Source organism: Shewanella sp. SW32 (genome assembly GCF_025653365.1).
GTDB classification, from domain to species: Bacteria; Pseudomonadota; Gammaproteobacteria; order Enterobacterales; family Shewanellaceae; genus Shewanella; species Shewanella oncorhynchi.
Window position 1 is genome coordinate 73,550 of sequence record NZ_JAKKSJ010000010.1, and the last position, 17,733, is coordinate 91,282.

Annotated in this window: 17 protein-coding genes; 10 read left to right on the forward strand and 7 right to left on the reverse strand. The window is 46.6% G+C overall.

The features are described 5' to 3' along the window. Positions 1-9: 9 nt before the first annotated feature. Complete coding sequence (rluE, locus tag L5M28_RS07850; protein WP_263195979.1) at positions 10-795, reverse strand: 23S rRNA pseudouridine(2457) synthase RluE; 786 nt, start codon at positions 793-795, stop codon at positions 10-12. A gap of 343 nt (positions 796-1,138) precedes the next feature. On the opposite strand from rluE, the gene L5M28_RS07855 reads away from it, so the two are divergent. Then, a complete protein-coding gene (locus L5M28_RS07855; RefSeq protein ID WP_263202978.1) occupies positions 1,139-3,364 on the forward strand; it encodes an NADP-dependent isocitrate dehydrogenase in 2,226 nt (741 codons plus the stop codon). 322 nt (positions 3,365-3,686) lie between these two features. Here L5M28_RS07855 and cspD read toward each other — a convergent pair whose 3' ends face one another. Then, entirely contained in the window at positions 3,687-3,893 is a 207-nt protein-coding gene (cspD, locus tag L5M28_RS07860; protein ID WP_006081937.1) for a cold shock domain-containing protein CspD, read from the reverse strand. A gap of 194 nt (positions 3,894-4,087) precedes the next feature. Here cspD and clpS point away from each other — a divergent pair, with 194 nt between their 5' ends. Continuing rightward, positions 4,088-4,396, forward strand: coding sequence for an ATP-dependent Clp protease adapter ClpS (clpS, locus tag L5M28_RS07865; RefSeq protein ID WP_219251603.1), 309 nt, complete (start codon positions 4,088-4,090; stop codon positions 4,394-4,396). Between the two features lie 43 nt (positions 4,397-4,439). Then, positions 4,440-6,707, forward strand: coding sequence for an ATP-dependent Clp protease ATP-binding subunit ClpA (clpA, locus tag L5M28_RS07870; RefSeq protein ID WP_263202981.1), 2,268 nt, complete (start codon positions 4,440-4,442; stop codon positions 6,705-6,707). Positions 6,708-6,823: 116 nt separating this feature from the next. Here the strand turns inward: clpA and infA are convergent, their stop codons facing one another. From infA to aat, 3 genes are all read right to left on the reverse strand, one after another. Beyond that, positions 6,824-7,042, reverse strand: coding sequence for a translation initiation factor IF-1 (infA, locus tag L5M28_RS07875; RefSeq protein WP_006081934.1), 219 nt, complete (start codon positions 7,040-7,042; stop codon positions 6,824-6,826). Between the two features lie 82 nt (positions 7,043-7,124). Next, positions 7,125-7,835: an arginyltransferase gene (locus L5M28_RS07880; RefSeq protein ID WP_028759740.1), complete on the reverse strand. Its 711-nt coding sequence runs from the start codon at positions 7,833-7,835 to the stop codon at positions 7,125-7,127. Continuing rightward, the gene (gene aat, locus L5M28_RS07885; protein ID WP_131523329.1) at positions 7,822-8,535 is read right to left on the reverse strand and encodes a leucyl/phenylalanyl-tRNA--protein transferase; all 714 of its coding nucleotides are present in this window, start codon (positions 8,533-8,535) and stop codon (positions 7,822-7,824) included. Before aat ends, L5M28_RS07880 begins: the two co-directional genes overlap by 14 nt. Before the next feature lie 54 nt (positions 8,536-8,589). Here aat and L5M28_RS07890 point away from each other — a divergent pair, with 54 nt between their 5' ends. Both L5M28_RS07890 and L5M28_RS07895 read left to right on the forward strand, forming a co-directional pair. Then, entirely contained in the window at positions 8,590-9,060 is a 471-nt protein-coding gene (locus L5M28_RS07890; protein ID WP_028759742.1) for a glycine zipper 2TM domain-containing protein, read from the forward strand. A gap of 70 nt (positions 9,061-9,130) precedes the next feature. After that, the gene (locus L5M28_RS07895; protein ID WP_263202982.1) at positions 9,131-9,883 is read left to right on the forward strand and encodes a Nif3-like dinuclear metal center hexameric protein; all 753 of its coding nucleotides are present in this window, start codon (positions 9,131-9,133) and stop codon (positions 9,881-9,883) included. A gap of 153 nt (positions 9,884-10,036) precedes the next feature. Here L5M28_RS07895 and L5M28_RS07900 read toward each other — a convergent pair whose 3' ends face one another. Both L5M28_RS07900 and metG read right to left on the reverse strand, forming a co-directional pair. Then, positions 10,037-10,993, reverse strand: a complete 957-nt coding sequence (locus tag L5M28_RS07900; RefSeq protein WP_263202983.1) for an AEC family transporter — start codon at positions 10,991-10,993, stop codon at positions 10,037-10,039. 271 nt (positions 10,994-11,264) lie between these two features. Continuing rightward, positions 11,265-13,334 (reverse strand): methionine--tRNA ligase, encoded by a 2,070-nt coding sequence (metG, locus tag L5M28_RS07905; RefSeq protein ID WP_263202984.1) that lies wholly within the window; start codon positions 13,332-13,334, stop codon positions 11,265-11,267. A 160-nt stretch (positions 13,335-13,494) separates the two neighbouring features. Here metG and apbC point away from each other — a divergent pair, with 160 nt between their 5' ends. Genes apbC through mltG form a run of 5 tightly spaced genes read left to right on the forward strand, consistent with a single transcriptional unit; the run spans position 13,495 to position 17,722 of the window. Next, positions 13,495-14,610 (forward strand): iron-sulfur cluster carrier protein ApbC, encoded by a 1,116-nt coding sequence (apbC, locus tag L5M28_RS07910; protein WP_006086266.1) that lies wholly within the window; start codon positions 13,495-13,497, stop codon positions 14,608-14,610. Positions 14,611-14,621: 11 nt separating this feature from the next. Further along, a complete protein-coding gene (udk, locus tag L5M28_RS07915) occupies positions 14,622-15,260 on the forward strand; it encodes a uridine kinase (RefSeq protein WP_028759746.1) in 639 nt (212 codons plus the stop codon). A 31-nt stretch (positions 15,261-15,291) separates the two neighbouring features. Next, entirely contained in the window at positions 15,292-15,873 is a 582-nt protein-coding gene (dcd, locus tag L5M28_RS07920; RefSeq protein WP_028759747.1) for a dCTP deaminase, read from the forward strand. Between the two features lie 5 nt (positions 15,874-15,878). Then, positions 15,879-16,688, forward strand: a complete 810-nt coding sequence (pabC, locus tag L5M28_RS07925; RefSeq protein WP_263195987.1) for an aminodeoxychorismate lyase — start codon at positions 15,879-15,881, stop codon at positions 16,686-16,688. Continuing rightward, on the forward strand, positions 16,685-17,722 hold the full coding sequence (gene mltG / locus L5M28_RS07930) for an endolytic transglycosylase MltG (RefSeq protein ID WP_105252663.1): 1,038 nt from the start codon (positions 16,685-16,687) through the stop codon (positions 17,720-17,722). The genes pabC and mltG overlap by 4 nt, the downstream gene beginning before the upstream one ends. Positions 17,723-17,733 lie beyond the last annotated feature (11 nt).

Consider the following 17,733-nt stretch of genomic DNA (forward strand, 5'->3'; position numbering starts at 1 on the left):
GGCTGAAATTTAGACTTCATCACCGAGACGGATGCATTTGTGCTCACCCGATGGCAAATTATCTAGACTCCATTGGCCTATTTTATAACGGATTAATCTTAAGGTCGGAAAACCGATATGCGCTGTCATGCGTCTGACTTGGCGGTTGCGGCCTTCATGAATTTGGATTTCTAGCCAAGTTGTTGGGATATTTTTGCGCTCTCTCACCGGTGGATTACGTGGCCAAACGTCGGGTGAATCCATAATTTTGACTTTAGCTGGCAGCGTTATACCATCATTTAATTCAACACCTTGGCGCAGTTTAGTGAGTGCATCTTCCGTCGGAACGCCTTCTACTTGCACCCAATAGGTTTTAAAGGTTTTCTTTTTCGGCTCTGTCAGTCTTGCCTGTAATTGACCGTCATTGGTCAGCAACAATAAGCCCTCACTGTCTCTGTCTAAGCGGCCTGCGGCATACACGTCAGCAATCGGGATATAGTCTTTTAGGGTCTTGCGACCTTGTTCATCGGTAAACTGGCAAAGTACATCAAAAGGCTTATTAAACAGCACAATAATCGGCGCAATTGTTTGGCTCTGCACCGGTTTTGCCGCCGCAATTGCGCGTCGATTAGGATTTTTAAAGGGTTCTTTCTTTAAACTGCCATTGGCATTTCGTGCTGGCGCCACTTTGCTATCTACGGCGGTAGCGCGGTTGGCAGGGCCTCTGCTGGCGGGCTTAGCGGGTTTAATCGGGCTCTTGGCTGGGGAACTGGTACTGGCATTGGCACCTTTAGGTTGAAACTTGTTTTTGTTCATACTTTTGCTAACAGGAGGTTGAGACACGCTTACCTGACTTGATTGAGTCGTTAATGTGGTCATAGTGTACTTGGCATTCGCCGTTAGTGGAATTTGAATATTATTGCGAATGCTCTATGATGTCGGCCAGAAAATGTGATCTGTGCCTAAATGTTTATTAGGTTTTAATGAGTCGTTGTAACAAATTTTAGCTTGCGCGCAAAGACAGAAGGGCATTGAGAATTTGAAAGGTGAGGGCGTGGTCGATTGCCTTGATTGATATTTTCCCTGTGCTCAGATTTGTTCGCCATGCTATAAAATTATTATAAAAAATATTAAATTTTACAATAATGTAGGATGTAACATGAAAGATAACTCATCAACAATTATTTACACTGAAACAGACGAAGCGCCAGCACTGGCCACCCTCTCACTCTTACCTATTATCAGAACGTTTACCGACGCCGCGGGCGTTGCGGTTGAAACCCGTGATATCTCGTTATCGGGCCGTATTATTGCCAGTTTCCCTGAGCAACTGACTGAAGCACAAAAGATTGGCGACCATCTGACAGAGCTTGGCGAGTTAGCGAATCAGCCAGAAGCGAATATCATCAAGTTACCAAATATCAGTGCTTCGATCCCACAATTAAAAGCCTGTATCCTTGAACTGCAGCAAAAAGGTTACGACATCCCTAATTATCCGGATGAGCCAAAAACCGACGCTGAAAAGTCAATTAAAACACGTTACGACAAGATTAAAGGCAGTGCGGTAAACCCAGTACTGCGTGAAGGTAACTCAGATCGCCGTGCCCCATTATCGGTGAAAAACTTCGCCAAGAAAAACCCGCATTCCATGGGGAAATGGGCCAAAGATTCCAAGTCACACGTTGCCCACATGACTGACGGTGATTTCTACGGTAGCGAGCAGTCTGTGACTTTATCTGATGCGGGCAGCGTGAATATCGTACTGACCCAAAATGATGGTCAAGAAGTGGTGCTCAAATCGGGTCTTAAGCTGCTGGCTGGCGAAATTATCGATGCTGCGGTGTTGAGTAAAAAAGCCTTAGTGAGCTTCTATGAGCGTGAAATCGAAAACGCCAAAGCAGAAGATGTGCTGTTATCGCTGCATCTGAAAGCCACTATGATGAAAGTGTCTGATCCTATTATGTTTGGTCACGCTGTGAAGGTATTCTTCAAGCCAGTATTTGACAAACATGCGGCGCTTTTCGCTGAATTAGGTGTAGATGTTAACAACGGCTTTGGTGATGTTTATGCCAAGATCGCGACATTACCTGCTGATAGCCGCGCCGAAGTCGAAGCCGATATCGCCGCCGTTTACGCTGCACGTCCTGCATTGGCTATGGTTGATTCTGACAAAGGTATCACCAACTTACACGTACCAAGCGACATCATTATCGATGCGTCTATGCCTGCTGCGATTCGTTCATCTGGCCAAATGTGGGGACCAGACGGTCAACTGCATGACACTAAAGCCATGATCCCAGATCGTTGTTATGCCGGTATCTACCAAGAAACGATTGCTTTCTGTAAAGAGCACGGCGCTTTTGATCCTAAAACCATGGGCAGCGTGCCAAACGTGGGCTTGATGGCGCAAAAAGCCGAAGAGTACGGCAGCCACGATAAGACCTTTGAAATTCCTGCTGACGGTGTGGTCAACGTTGTTGATGCCAGCGGTAAGGTATTGATGAGCCATAACGTCGAAGCGGGCGATATCTGGAGAATGTGTCAAGTTAAAGACGCACCAATCCGTGATTGGGTTAAACTGGCCGTGCGCCGTGCCCGTTTAAGCAATACTCCAGCGGTATTCTGGTTAGATAGCAAACGTGCCCACGATGCGCAAATCATTGCAAAAGTGCAGCAGTATCTGCCAGAGCATGATACTGATGGCTTAGACATCAGCATTATGTCTCCAGAAGACGCGACGCGTTTGTCTTTGGCTCGCATCAAAGAAGGCAAAGATACGATTTCAGTTACGGGTAACGTTTTACGTGACTACCTGACTGACTTGTTCCCCATCCTAGAGCTAGGCACCAGTGCCAAAATGCTATCAATCGTTCCGTTAATGAACGGCGGTGGTCTATTTGAAACTGGCGCGGGCGGTAGTGCACCTAAGCACGTGCAACAGCTTGAGAAAGAAGGTCACTTACGTTGGGATTCACTCGGTGAATTCTTAGCTCTGGCGGCATCTCTTGAGCATTTAAGTCAAACTGTCGGTAATTCAAAAGCCCAAGTGTTAGCTGATACCTTAGATCAAGCCATTGGCCAATTCTTAGATAGCAATAAATCGCCATCAAGAAGAGTTGGTGAACTGGATAACCGTGGCAGCCATTTCTACTTAGCCATGTACTGGGCACAAGCCTTAGCCGCGCAAACGAGCGATGAGCAGTTACAAGCTCACTTTATTCCGTTAGCGCATGCACTGGCGACGAATGAGCAAGTCATTGTCGCTGAGTTAAACAATGCACAAGGTGCACCAGTCGATTTAGGTGGTTACTACCGTTTAGATGCGGCTAAGGCTGAAAAAGCTATGCGTCCAAGCGAGACGTTGAACAAGCTGTTGATTGCTTAATCTCGTTCGTTTTAGCTTTTGGATGGCATGCGCGTCAGTGTGGGCTATCAAAGTTGATGTAAGGTTGTAAGTCATTAGACTGATTTTAAAAAGGGATCTGCATAGCAGATCCCTTTTTTATGCCCTAAATTTACTGTCGAGACTGGTGATGAAATCTTTTTGTGGGGATGCAATGGGTGATGTGCAGAGATTGATCTTGAATTAAATTCATGCGAAATGATGATGAGCGATGCAGCATTAAGTGGTGAGGATTGATAAAACACGCAGCAATAAAAAGGCAGGGACAAGTCCCTGCCTTTTAGATCATTGGCCTCACCAAACGTTATTTTGTTGGTGAAATGGCTGAAGCGTGCATCCCTTTTGGACCGGCTTCTACTTCAAATTGAACGGGTTGGCCTGCTTTTAGAGTTCGATAGCCTTCCATTTCAATGGTAGAATAGTGTGCAAAAACGTCCTCACCACCTTGATCAGGGCAAATAAACCCGAATCCTTTGGCGTTGTTGAACCATTTAACAGTTCCGCTTGCCATACTTCCACTTCCTTCTGTTGTCTACTTACCAGTAAGATAGTAAAACCTGTATAGACGGGTATTCGTTCACCGTCTGCACAACAGAATGTAAGGAGTAAATGCGGAAGTCAAGCTAAAATTAACAAAGGGGTAACAACTGATTAATTTGAACGGATCAATTGGAAGAGGCCAACACGAGAGGCTAGTATTAAAAAATGGCAAAGATAGGAAATATTGAACACGTTGAAGAACGTGTCGAATTAGAGTTAATGCCGCCTTCGATGTATAAGGTGGTACTCAATAATGATGATTACACCCCAATGGATTTTGTGATTGAAGTTTTGCAGGTTTTCTTTCGCAAGAACGAGCAGGAAGCGACCGATATCATGTTGACGATCCATCACCAAGGAAAAGGTATTTGCGGTATTTTCCCGTTTGGGATTGCAGAAACCAAGGTGATACAAGTAAATCAATTTGCAAGACAAAACCAACATCCGTTACTGTGTTCGTTAGAGAAAGCATAAAACCGCTTTACTCTGTAGTCTGTTGTTAATTTTGGGGGTGCTTATGCTGAACAAAGACCTGGAAGTCACCTTAAATCTGGCGTTTCAGCAAGCCAGAGACGCGCGTCACGAGTATATGACAGTGGAACATCTGTTATTAGCTCTGATCGACAATCCTGCGGCTCAAGAAGCGTTAATCGCCTGTGGAGCGAATCTAGATAAACTCAGAGATGAAGTGGCAAGCTTTATCCAACAAACAACCCCAATCATTGCCGATATTGATGATGACAAAGAAACTCAGCCGACGCTGGGGTTCCAACGAGTGCTGCAACGTGCAGTATTCCATGTGCAGTCATCGGGTCGCAATGAAGTGAACGGCGCTAACGTGTTAGTCGCCATTTTCAGTGAGCAAGAATCCCAAGCCGTGTATTTACTGCGCCGCTGCGATATTAGTCGCCTAGACGTTGTGAATTTTATTTCCCATGGTTTCGCCAAAAATGATGATGCTGAGTCACATCAAGATCAAGAACGGGTTGAAGATCAGGGCGAAAGCAGCGAAGAGCGCAGCATGTTGTCGCAATTTGCGTCCAACTTAAATCAACTTGCTAAGCAAGGGATCATCGACCCACTGATTGGTCGTGATCAAGAAATTGAGCGCGCGATTCAAACCCTATGCCGTCGCCGTAAAAATAATCCGCTGTTAGTGGGTGAGGCGGGCGTAGGTAAAACGGCGATTGCCGAAGGGCTGGCGTATCGCATCGTCAATAAACAAGTGCCCGATGTGATGCTTGAAGCCACAGTGTATTCTTTGGATTTAGGTTCACTGCTGGCGGGAACTAAGTATCGCGGCGACTTTGAAAAGCGCTTTAAGAACCTGTTAAAAGAACTGGCGGCTGATAAGCATGCCATCCTATTCATCGATGAGATCCACACCATTATCGGTGCGGGCGCGGCCTCTGGCGGCGTAATGGATGCCTCTAATCTGCTGAAACCTTTACTATCTAGCGGCAACTTACGCTGCATGGGGTCGACAACTTTCCAAGAATATCAAAGTATTTTTGAGAAAGACCGCGCACTTGCACGTCGTTTCCAAAAGGTGGATATCAATGAACCTTCAGTGGAAGAAACCACTAAAATTTTGATGGGGCTTAAGTCTAAATACGAAGAATATCATGGGGTTCGTTATACACAGGCTGCGATCAGCAGCGCTGCGGTATTGTCGGCCAAGCACATCAATGACAGACATTTACCCGATAAAGCCATCGATGTGATTGATGAAGCGGGGGCGCGTATGGTGATGTTGCCTATGAGCAAACGTAAAAAGACCATAGGCCAAGCCGAGATTGAGTCGATAGTGGCGAAAATGGCGCGTATCCCTGAGAAGTCGGTATCCGCCACTGATAAAGACTTACTGCGTAACCTTGAGCGTAACCTTAAGATGGTGGTCTTTGGCCAAGATAAGGCCATTGAGAGTCTGAGTTCGGCCATTCGCTTATCGCGCAGTGGCTTAGGTGCTGACAGAAAACCTGTGGGGAGCTTCTTATTCGCCGGTCCCACCGGTGTGGGTAAAACCGAAGTCACTAACCAACTGGCCAACTGCTTGGGGATGAAACTGGTGCGCTTTGACATGTCTGAGTACATGGAAAGTCATACAGTGTCACGCCTGATTGGTGCGCCTCCTGGTTATGTGGGTTATGACCAAGGTGGCTTGCTCACGGATGCTGTGATTAAAAATCCGCACTGTGTCGTGCTATTGGATGAAATTGAGAAGGCCCACCGTGATGTCTATAACCTGCTGTTGCAGGTGATGGATCACGGTACTTTGACCGATAACAATGGTCGTAAGGCTGACTTCAGACATGTGACTTTGGTGATGACCACTAACGCGGGTGTACAGGAGACTATTCGTAAGTCGATTGGCTTTACCCAGCAAGATCACACCCAAGATGCATTATCTGAAATTAATCGAGTATTTTCGCCAGAATTTCGAAATCGTCTCGATTCCATCATTTGGTTCAATCATTTGGATATGACGATTATCGCCAAAGTGGTCGATAAATTCTTGGTGGAATTGCAGGCTCAGTTGGATGCAAAACACGTTACTTTGGAAGTCAGCGACGAAGCCAGAACCTTGTTGGCCGAGAAAGGCTACGATAAGAACATGGGCGCACGTCCAATGGCTCGGGTCGTGACCGAATTGATCAAACGTCCATTGGCAGACGAGATCTTATTTGGTGTCTTAGAGTCCGGCGGAGTGGCGCATGTGGATGTGAAGGAGGGCGAGATTGTCATTCGTACCGAACGTCACGAAAAAGCGACAACAAAAGCTTAACGCTTGATTATCCATTAGTTTTAGACATAAAAATGGCTGCAATTGCAGCCATTTTTTTCATCTTTCGCAAACAAAAAAACCCGGCCTTGCCGGGTTTTTAAATCTAAGAGGCTATATCAGCGTGCGCGGAAGACAATGCGACCTTTGGTCAGATCATAAGGAGTCAGCTGGACGGTAACTTTATCGCCAGTGAGGATCCGGATGTAGTTTTTACGCATTTTGCCTGAAATGTGGGCTATCACCACATGACCATTTTCAAGCTCTACACGAAACATTGTGTTTGGCAAGGTTTCAAGGATAGTGCCTTGCATTTCAATGTTGTCTTCTTTCGCCATTAATTAATTATCCCATTAGCCTTCGAATATAAAAAACGGGCGTATCATGCCCCAAATTCCCCCCGCTGTAAAGGGGAAGTACTTAGCAAACTTGGGAATACTCCCAGCCCGTCGGTGTGAGAATTTGATATGGGCGATACAAACGCTTGTAAGACATCTTACGGTTTTCATCTATTTGATATCCGAGATAAACAAATTCTTTATTCATGAGTTTCGCCAGTCGACACTGAATTAAAATTAACAGTGCGCCGAGGGAGCGATGTTCTTCGTCGGGGTCAAAATAGCTGTAAATTGCCGAAAGACTATTGGGCAAACTATCAGTGACCGCAACTGCCAATAATTTATTTCCATCATAGACTTCGATAAACGTTGGCGGTAACCAATGGCAAAAAAGAAAGTGATTATATTGATCTTCACTTGGGGGAAACATGGGGCCGTCAAAATGTCGTCCACGAATGTAATGTTCATATAGCGTATATTGCTCGGCGGTTTGCTCCGATGTTATACGCCAAGTCAGATCTTGGTTTTTTGCTAAAGTGCGTTTTTGGCGTTTCGATGGGACAAATTCATGCGTTGGTACACGGATTGGTTGGCATGCACTGCATCTAGGGCAACGTGGTTTGTAGATAGAGCTGCCACTGCGGCGAAAACCCACTGCGAGCAAACGCTCAAATAAAATGGGATCGAGCGTATCTTCTTGGATGACGAGTAGCTGCTCCTGCTGGCCATCAAGGTAGCTGCAGGGAAATATTTGACTGATACCGATAGCGATCGATGCTTTACTCGAGTTCAAGGATGACCTCTTTAGTGGCCCAAGTATTTGGGTCCACGGGATTGTTTCTCAGTTCGCTCAGTAACGTTATAAAATCAATGCGTTTAATAGCTTTAGCTCCCAAACTTTCTAGGTGGGGATTCATCACTTGTGCGTCGATGAGTTTGAATCCCATCTTGAGTAAATGTTGTTGCAGTGCTGCAACGGCGGCCTTGGACGCATTGGTTTTACGGTGAAACATGGATTCGCCACAAAATACTTGGCCGATCGCTAAGCCGTAAAGCCCACCGATTAAACGTTCACCTTCCCACACTTCAATGGAGTGGGCATGACCTGTGTGATGCAATTCGCGATAGGCCATTTGAATTTCTTGGGTGATCCAAGTGCCGCTCTGTTTTTCTCTTGGCTGCGCGCATCCCGCCATCACATCGGTGAAAGCGTGATTGATAGTGATCCGCCAAGGTTGCTTTTTTAAGTACTTACGCAGGCTGGTGCTGATGTGAATTTCACCTGGAATAAACACGGCGCGGGGATCCGGCGACCACCACAGGATGGGATCGTCAGAATTAAACCAAGGAAAAATACCGTTGTAGTAAGCAGAGAGTAAACGTTCAGGACGTAAGTCGCCGCCGATAGCCAATAAACCATTAGGATCGGTTAAGGCGAGCTCGGGCGAAGGAAAAGCGTCAAATTCGTGATTCAGGAAAGACAGTGACTTCACAATTGAGTATGATTTAGTTATAGACCTTATTATTAAGTTAGCGGAAATTCAGATATGTGGAAACCTACTCTAGCAAGCTTTATGTTTATTTTTGCTTTTATCATCAGTCCCGCTAATGCTGGCTATGATCGCAATCAAGCCGTGCCAGTTGAGAAAGTACTCTATGGCGATATCACTTCGGTACGTAATATCACCGAAACCCAGTTAATTGAAGACCGTAATCAAGGTTGGAAAACCTTCGGCGGCGCCTTAGCGGGTGGGGTGATTGGTAATCAGTTTGGTGGCGGTTCGGGTCGAGATGTGGCGACGATTTTAGGTGCCTTGATTGGTGGGGGTATCGGTAACCGTTATGGCAGCGGTACTAGCGTGCAATCGTTTAAGCTAGTGGAACTGATGATCAATCAAGAAGATGGTACTCAGGTCATGGTGATCCAAGATTACGATGCTGGCATGACGTTTAACGCGGGTGACAGAGTTCGAGTGGTGTACCTGCAAGGTGGCGTGCGTGTTGATATCGCGATGTAAGCGATTGTCTCATCTTGAATAAGTGCTCATCTTCAGTAAATGGTCATCTTGAGTAACGGACGGTAATGCAATGACACGGACAGAACTAAGCCAATATTTAGCCGATTTTTTACATGTGTCGGCCTTTAAGGATTACGCACCCAATGGGCTGCAGGTAGAAGGCAAGGATGAGATCCACACCTTAGTAACGGGCGTGACAGCGTGTCAGGCCTTGATCGATGAAGCGATTCGATTAAACGCCGATGCGATATTGGTTCATCACGGCTTTTTTTGGAAGAATGAACCTGAAGTGATCACAGGCATGAAACAACGCCGAATTAAGGCGTTGCTCAAGCATGATATTAGCTTGTTTGGGTATCATTTACCCTTAGATGCCCACCCAATGCTCGGTAATAACGCGACTTTGGGGAGACAGCTTGGGATCGTCGACGCAGAAGCCATCGAAGAGGTGGCTCAGGGGCTACTGTGGCGTGGAAAACTTGATCTTGCAGTCAGTGCTAGCGAATTTTCTCACACCCTTGAGAATGCGTTAGGCAGAGCCCCACTGCATATTGGTGATGGCGATGCAAAGATCCAACATTTAGCTTGGTGTACTGGTGGCGCACAGGATTATATCGATGTTGCGGCGAATTTAGGTGTGGATGCGTTTATCAGTGGCGAAGTGTCCGAGCGAACGTTCCATAGTGCGGTAGAGCAGGGCATACATTATTTTGCGGCGGGGCACCATGCGACAGAACGTTTTGGCATTCAAGCCTTAGGCCGTCACCTCGCCCGCGAGTTTGATCTCGTGCACCATTTTGTGGATATCACCAATCCGGTCTAATCCATTCATAAAGCGGCTCGTGATGACCATCTAACTGTTTTATTCCTAAACGAAAGGCGAGCATGGTTCGCCTTTTTTATTGTGGTTTTATTGTTACTTATCGTCACTCAAATCCGTTCCTCTAGCGTTTGTGCAATCAGCTCTTAGCTGCTGCTAGATTAGCTCCAAAGTGGACAATATAAAGATGCCTAAGGTGCACGTGATCAGCGAGCAGACTGTGGTTAGCGCAATAATATTGGCCGCAAGGGGCGCATTGCCACCCATGGCGCGCGCCATCACATAGCTTGCGGCTGCGGTGGGTGCAGAACTCATTAAAAAAACCAGTGCTAACTCAATCCCTCGATAACCCAACAGCAAGGCCCCAATAGTGATAAAAAGCGGGGCAAAGATCAGTTTCAATGCGGTCGAGAACCAAGTTGTATGCTTTTCATGTTTGAGTGAACCAATATCGAGCGAGCCGCCGGTACACAGTAGCGCTAATGGCAGGGTCATATTGGCAAAGTATTGTCCCGCATCGAGCACCATTTTCGGTACTGGAATAGCAAGCAAATAGAACAACATGCCTGCCATAATGGCAATGATCAACGGGTTTTTGGTGATGGTCTTGATGATCACGCCAAATGCACGTTGGCTGGATTCTTCGCCTTTAGGGCTTAGGCAAATAACCGCTTGAATGTTATACAGCAGCGTCATCGAGGCAACATAGACCGCTGCTAAGGCAACACCAGAACTCCCATAGGCGTTGGAAACGTAAGCTAAGCCGATAATGGCGGTATTGGCCCTAAAACCCCCTTGAATGATCACACCTTGGTCTTTGTGCTTGGGAAATAGCCGCCCAGTTGCATAGGTGGAAAGTATAAAAAACAGGAAATTGGCCGCTAAACCATAGCCAATCAAGGGCGCACTGGAGGCGAGATCATGATTGGAACTAATGATGCTAAGGAACAGCAAGGCAGGCAGCGTCACGTTAAAGACTAATCTTGATGCAACATCAATAAAGTTTTCATTGATGACTTGGATGCGTTTTAGGATCACACCGAGCGCTAACATCAAACAGATTGGGCCCGTAATCGAGGCAGAAAACAGCAACTGCTCAACGATATTTCCCATAACTACTCCTCGAATTATTCATTTAGCACTGTGTCGATTTTAGACTTGTCACTGATATGAATGTCATATTGCCGTGAATCTCTTGTCGATAGAAATACGAGTTTTAACTCGGTCTCTTAAACCACTCAGTTAAAATTAAATGGCTTAAACTCAGTCTTTTAAAAGACTGAGTGACACTTGCGACCACGAATCGGCTCAAACAATCGATATCAACAAATAAGGCCACATAAAATGCGGCCTTATTGATTTTTCGAGCGTTATCTAGCGCAGATTACTTAACCCGCATGCCAGGCTGTGCGCCTTCATGGGGTTCTAAAATCCACAGGTCGCTGCCACCAGGGCCAGCGGCCAAAACCATGCCTTCTGACATACCAAAACGCATCTTACGTGGCGCTAAGTTGGCGACCATCACAGTTAGTTTGCCTTCGAGATCTTCTGGCGAATAGGCCGATTTGATCCCTGCAAACACTTGGCGTGTTTCGCCACCGATGTCGAGCTGCAACTTCAGTAACTTGTCTGCGTCAGCAACATGCTCGGCTTTCACGATACGAGCGATACGCAGGTCGATTTTCGCAAAATCATCAAAGTTGATGGTTTCACTGATAGGATCGTTAACCAGAGGCTCACTGCTGACATTAGATGATTCAACCGTTTTTTCAGGCGCAGCCGTCTTTGGTGCATCGGCCGTGACTTGCAGGTTATCCTTAGAGTCGGCAACCATAGCATTGACTTTATCCAGCTCAACACGTTGCATCATGGCTTTGAATGGCGCGATTTCATGACCCGCTAAATCTTGGTTCAATGCACTCCAAGTGAGCGGTAGTTGGAAAAAGGCTTCCACATCTTGGGCTAAACGTGGCAATACAGGTTTGAGATACGTCACTAGAATACGGAACAGATTCAAGGCATTTGAACACACTTGATGGGCCGCTTCCTGTTGATCATCGTGTTTCACCATTTGCCAAGGTGCTGCATCGGCTACAAAACCGTTAGCAATATCCGCCAGTGCCATGATTTCGCGCATTGCTTTGCCGTATTCGCGGCCTTCGTAAAATTCGGCAATCACATCTTGCTTGGCTAGAAACGCTTCAGTCAGGGTGGTGTCGTGAATTTTCGCTAGCTTGCCATCGAAACGTTTAGTGATAAAACCTGCGGTGCGCGAGGCTAAGTTCACTAGCTTACCGACTAAGTCTGAATTCACGCGCTGGGCGAAATCTTCGAGATTTAAATCTAAATCGTCGATACGGCTGCTGAGTTTGGCGGCGTAGTAGTAACGTAAATATTCAGGATCTAAATGATCTAAATAAGTTCGCGCCTTGATGAAAGTGCCTTTGGATTTTGACATCTTAGCGCCGTTGACCGTCACATAGCCGTGGGCATAGACGCTGTTTGGCTGGCGGTAACCTGAGCCGTGTAACATGGCTGGCCAAAACAGACTGTGGAAGTAGACTATGTCTTTACCGATGAAGTGATAAACCTCGGCGGTTGAATCTTTGCCCCAGAATTCCTCAAAGCTCAGCTCAGGGCGTTTGTCACAGAGGTTTTTGAACGAACCCATATAACCGATAGGCGCATCGAGCCAAACGTAGAAATACTTACCTGGCGCATCGGGAATTTCGAAACCAAAATACGGTGCATCACGGGTGATATCCCATTGCTGCAGACCTTGCTCGAACCACTCGTCGAGTTTATTGGCCATCTCGACTTGCAGTGCGCCAGAGCGAGTCCACTCTTTTAGCATGCCTTCGAAGGCGGGCAGGTCGAAGAAAAAGTGCTCAGTGTCTTTCATCACTGGTGTCGCACCCGATACCGCTGATTTTGGATTGATGAGCTCAGTTGGGCTGTAAGTCGCGCCGCAGGCATCACAGTTATCGCCGTATTGGTCCGGTGACTTACACTTAGGACAAGTGCCTTTTACGAATCGGTCTGGCAGGAACATGGATTTCTCAGGATCGAACAGCTGAGAAATACTCTTGCTCTTGATATAGCCATTCGCACGTAGCTTGAGATAAATATCACTCGCCAGTACGCGGTTTTCATCGCTGTGGGTGCTGTGATAGTTATCGAAGGCGATATTGAAATCGGCAAAATCATGCTGATGTTCTTTGTTCACTTGGGCAATCATGTCTTCTGGCGCTATGCCTAATTGCTGTGCTTTAAGCATGATTGGCGTGCCATGGGCGTCATCGGCACAAATATAGTGGCACTCATGTCCACGAAGCTTTTGATAACGCGACCAGATATCTGTCTGTATGTATTCCAGCATGTGACCTAAATGTATCGGTCCGTTTGCATAGGGAAGTGCGCTGGTCACGAGAATTTTACGTTGTGAAGTTGCCATCTTGTCTCAAATATCGTGGTGGGCCAAAAATATTGGTAGAGATACTAACCGATTACAGGATGATTTTCATCAAAACCTGAGCCAATTGAGCTAAATCTGCGCTAATGTTTTCTGCATTATCTGGTACACTTGGGCAAATTTATTGGTGGGGGTAATTCTTTTGTCTTCAACTCAAACTGATTATCGTCTGAATGACGATCTTCTCGGGCCAGTTCTGGCTATTCTCGATTCATTTGTTGACCCGTATCTCGCGAAAGGGTTAGTGAGCGCAGGATGCGTAAATAAGCTGGCATTGGAAGGTAAGCGTTTGCAGCTTGGCTTAGTCTATCCATACCCTTGTATGACTCAGTATCGCGACACTGTTATGGCGCTGACGAATAAGTTAGCGGTGCTCGATGCTATTGATGAAGTCGAGTGTGAAATCGATTTTCAACCTAAAGCCTACTCAGCGTTATCTTCTATTGCGCCGATTGCCAATGTGAAGCAAGTGATTGCCGTAGCCTCAGGTAAGGGCGGCGTGGGTAAGTCAACCACAGCGGTGAACTTAGCTTTGGCATTAGCGGCCGAAGGTGCGCAGGTGGGTATTCTCGATGCGGATATTTACGGCCCGTCAGTGCCTATGATGTTAGGTATTCCTAATTTCAGACCGCTTTCCCCCGATGGCAAACATATGACAGCCGCCAGTGCCCATGGTATTGCCGCGCAGTCGATTGGTTTTATGCTCAGTGGTGATGAAGCTGCCGTGTGGCGTGGCCCAATGGCCGCGGGCGCGTTGGCCCAGTTACTGAATGAAACCCAATGGCCAGAACTGGATTATTTAGTCGTTGATATGCCACCAGGCACAGGGGATATTCAGCTCACGTTATCGCAAAAAGTCCCTGTGAGCGGCGCTGTTATCGTGACTACACCGCAGGATATCGCGCTGGCCGATGCCAAGAAGGGCATCAATATGTTCCAGAAAGTGAACATTCCTGTGCTGGGTATTGTCGAGAACATGAGTTTCCATTTATGTCCTGAGTGTGGTCATAAAGAACATCCATTTGGAACACACGGCGGCAGTAAAATTGCTGAACGCTATCAAGTTCCACTGTTAGGCGCTTTGCCGCTGCACATCAATATCCGTGAAGCCATGGATAATGGTGCGCCGACCGTCGTTGCCGATCCTGACAGTGAAGTCGCAGCTCTTTATCGGGAAATTGCCCGTAAAGTGGGCGCAGAATTGGCTTTAAAGCAAAGCCAGAAAACAGTTTCTATTAGTGTTTCAGATGACGAGTAAGGTTTAAGGGTATGAATTCTCAGCAGTGTGTCATTATTGCAATTGCTGGCGCGTCAGCATCGGGCAAAAGTTTAATTGCCAAAACGATTTTTGACGAATTGCGCCGCGATTTAGGCACAGATCAAATTGGGGTAATTAATGAAGACGCGTACTATCGCGATCAGAGTCATTTATCCATGGATGAACGGGTATTAACGAATTACGATCATCCAAAAGCGCTGGACCATCAATTGTTGTGCACGCATTTACAGTTGCTCAAGTCTGGCGAAGCTGTTGATATCCCTTGTTATAGCTATACAGAACATACACGCACTGCAGAAACTTTAAAGATGACACCGAAAAAGGTGATCATTTTAGAAGGTATCTTATTGCTGACCGATCCTAAGTTACGTGCCCTGATGGACGCGAGTGTGTTTATGGACACGCCGCTGGACATTTGTTTCCTACGTCGCTTAACTCGTGATGTGGCCGAGCGGGGCCGTACTATGGAGTCTGTGATTTCACAGTACAAGAAAACCGTGCGTCCTATGTTCTTACAGTTTATCGAACCCTCGAAACAATACGCCGATATTATCGTTCCCCGTGGCGGCAAAAATCGTATTGCGACCGATATTTTAAAGACTCGTATCCAACATTTACTGGCAAAATAACGACATAAAAACTCAAGGAGTAATAGGCAAGATGCGCTTAACCGATATCGAAATTGAACAGGCCCTTGATAACGGCACTATCGTAATAGAACCTCGCCCAGGCATAGAAGCTATTTCAGGCGTCAGTGTTGATGTGCGCTTAGGTGGACAGTTTCGCGTCTTTAAAGATCATACCGCGCCTTTTATCGACTTGAGTGGTCCAAGTGCTGAGATGCAAGCGGCGCTCGATCGGGTGATGAGTGAGATTATCGAAATCCCCGATGGCGAAGCATTTTTCTTGCATCCTGGCGAATTGGCTTTGGCTGTGACTTACGAGAGCGTAACTTTACCTGCTGATATCGTCGGTTGGCTTGATGGCCGTTCGTCTCTAGCGCGTTTAGGCCTGATGGTACACGTAACGGCGCACCGTATCGATCCGGGTTGGCAAGGTAAAATTGTGCTCGAGTTTTATAACAGCGGCAAGTTGCCTTTAGCTTTGCGTCCACGCATGACTATAGGTGCGCTTAACTTTGAACGCTTAAATCATGCGGTTGCACGTCCTTATAACACTCGTAAGAGTGCCAAGTACAAAGATCAGCAAGAAGCGGTGGCTAGCCGTATCAGTCAGGACTAATACGCGTGTTCTGGGTGAATGGCGCATCGCAGGCAAGTGTCGACCCTTCTGATCGAGGGCTTGCCTACGGTGATGGTCTGTTTGCAACGATGCGAACGGACGCTGAGGGGATTATGTTTTTTGAAGCCCATCAAGCCCGTTTAACCGCAGGCGCCGCAAGGCTTGGATTTCAATGGCAAATGAGTGAAGCATTGCAACAGCAACTGAATACCTTAGCCATTGAATATCCTCATCATTGCATTAAGTTAATCGTTTCCCGTGGTGCTGGTGGCCGTGGCTATACACCGCCAGAAACGGTTAATCCTACCGAAATCGTCTCAGTTCATACTATCCCCGGCCATTATGCTCAGTGGCAGCAACAGGGTATTAGCCTTAAAACTTCGTCGGTACGATTGGGTTTGCAGCCTCTGTTGGCAGGGATGAAGCATTTAAATCGACTCGAACAAGTTTTGATTAAATCACACTCTTTACCGCAGGGATTTGATGACTGGTTAGTCAAAGATATCGAGGAGAATGTGATTGAATCTTCGATGGCGAATGTGTTTTTTATCAAAGATAATCGCATTATCACGCCTTCATTAGCCCTGTGTGGCGTGGCGGGTGTGATGCGCGAACAGATCATATTGGCCTTGCTTGAACAGAACATGAATATCGAATGTTTGCCCGTTGGCGCCGAGCGTTTAATCGAATTTGACTCAGCGTTTATCACTAACAGCGTTTTAGGGATTGTGGATGTACTGGCGATAGACTCGCTCAAGTTCACCCGTGCTCCGATTACCGCGCAACTTAGACAGACACTTTCACTCACTCTATGAAAAAAATCATTATTATCGCCAGTTCAACCCTGTTGACCTTGCTAACCTTAGTCTGTTTGGGTGCCTTTTGGGGCTATCAAACGGTTGTCGAATACAGTCAAACGCCGCTGAGTCTCAGCGAGCCTAAAGAGTTGAAGGTTGAACGCGGCACCAGTGTAAATCAACTGGCGCAGCAACTTGCCGATGACGGCGTTATTCAAGATACGTGGAAACTCAAGTGGCTACTTAAGTTTCGTCCTGAGCTTGCCAAAATTCGCACGGGACTTTATGAAATATCACCTTCACAAACGATTACTGATTTACTCAATGATTTGATCGCTGGGAAAGTAAAAACCTTCAGTTTGACCTTAGTTGAAGGTAAAACTATTGTGGAATGGGAACAACAGCTTACCAGTGCTCCGCATTTACAAATGTCACCAGAAGCATTTGCAGCGGTATTGATGGCACAAGGCGATGATTCTGGTTTGCCTGAAGGAAAATTCTTCCCCGACACTTATCATTATACCGCCGAGGCGGATGCTAAAGTCATGCTGACTCAAAGCTATAAAATGATGGAGCAGGAGCTTGCCAAAGCGTGGGCAGAACGGGCGCCAAATTTGCCGTTAAAATCGCCCTATGAAATGCTGATTTTGGCATCGATAGTTGAAAAGGAAACCGGCCAAGCCCATGAGCGTGAGCAAATCGCCGGTGTATTTGTTAATCGTCTTAACCTAGGTATGCGTCTGCAAACCGATCCGACCGTTATTTACGGCATGGGTGATCGCTATAAGGGTAATATCACCCGCAAAGATTTAGTCGAAGAGACGCCTTTTAATACTTATCGTATCTTTGGATTGCCGCCAACGCCGATAGCTGCACCGAGTAAAGCCTCATTGATGGCCGTGTCTAAGCCCGCCAGTGTGAGTTACCTTTATTTTGTATCGCGCAACGATGGCACCCATGTGTTTTCAACCACGCTTGAAGAACACAATCATGCTGTAGACGTCTATCAGCGTAAGACAAAACCAGCGACGCCAGAAAAATCACCAAAGTAAAAATGCAGAGA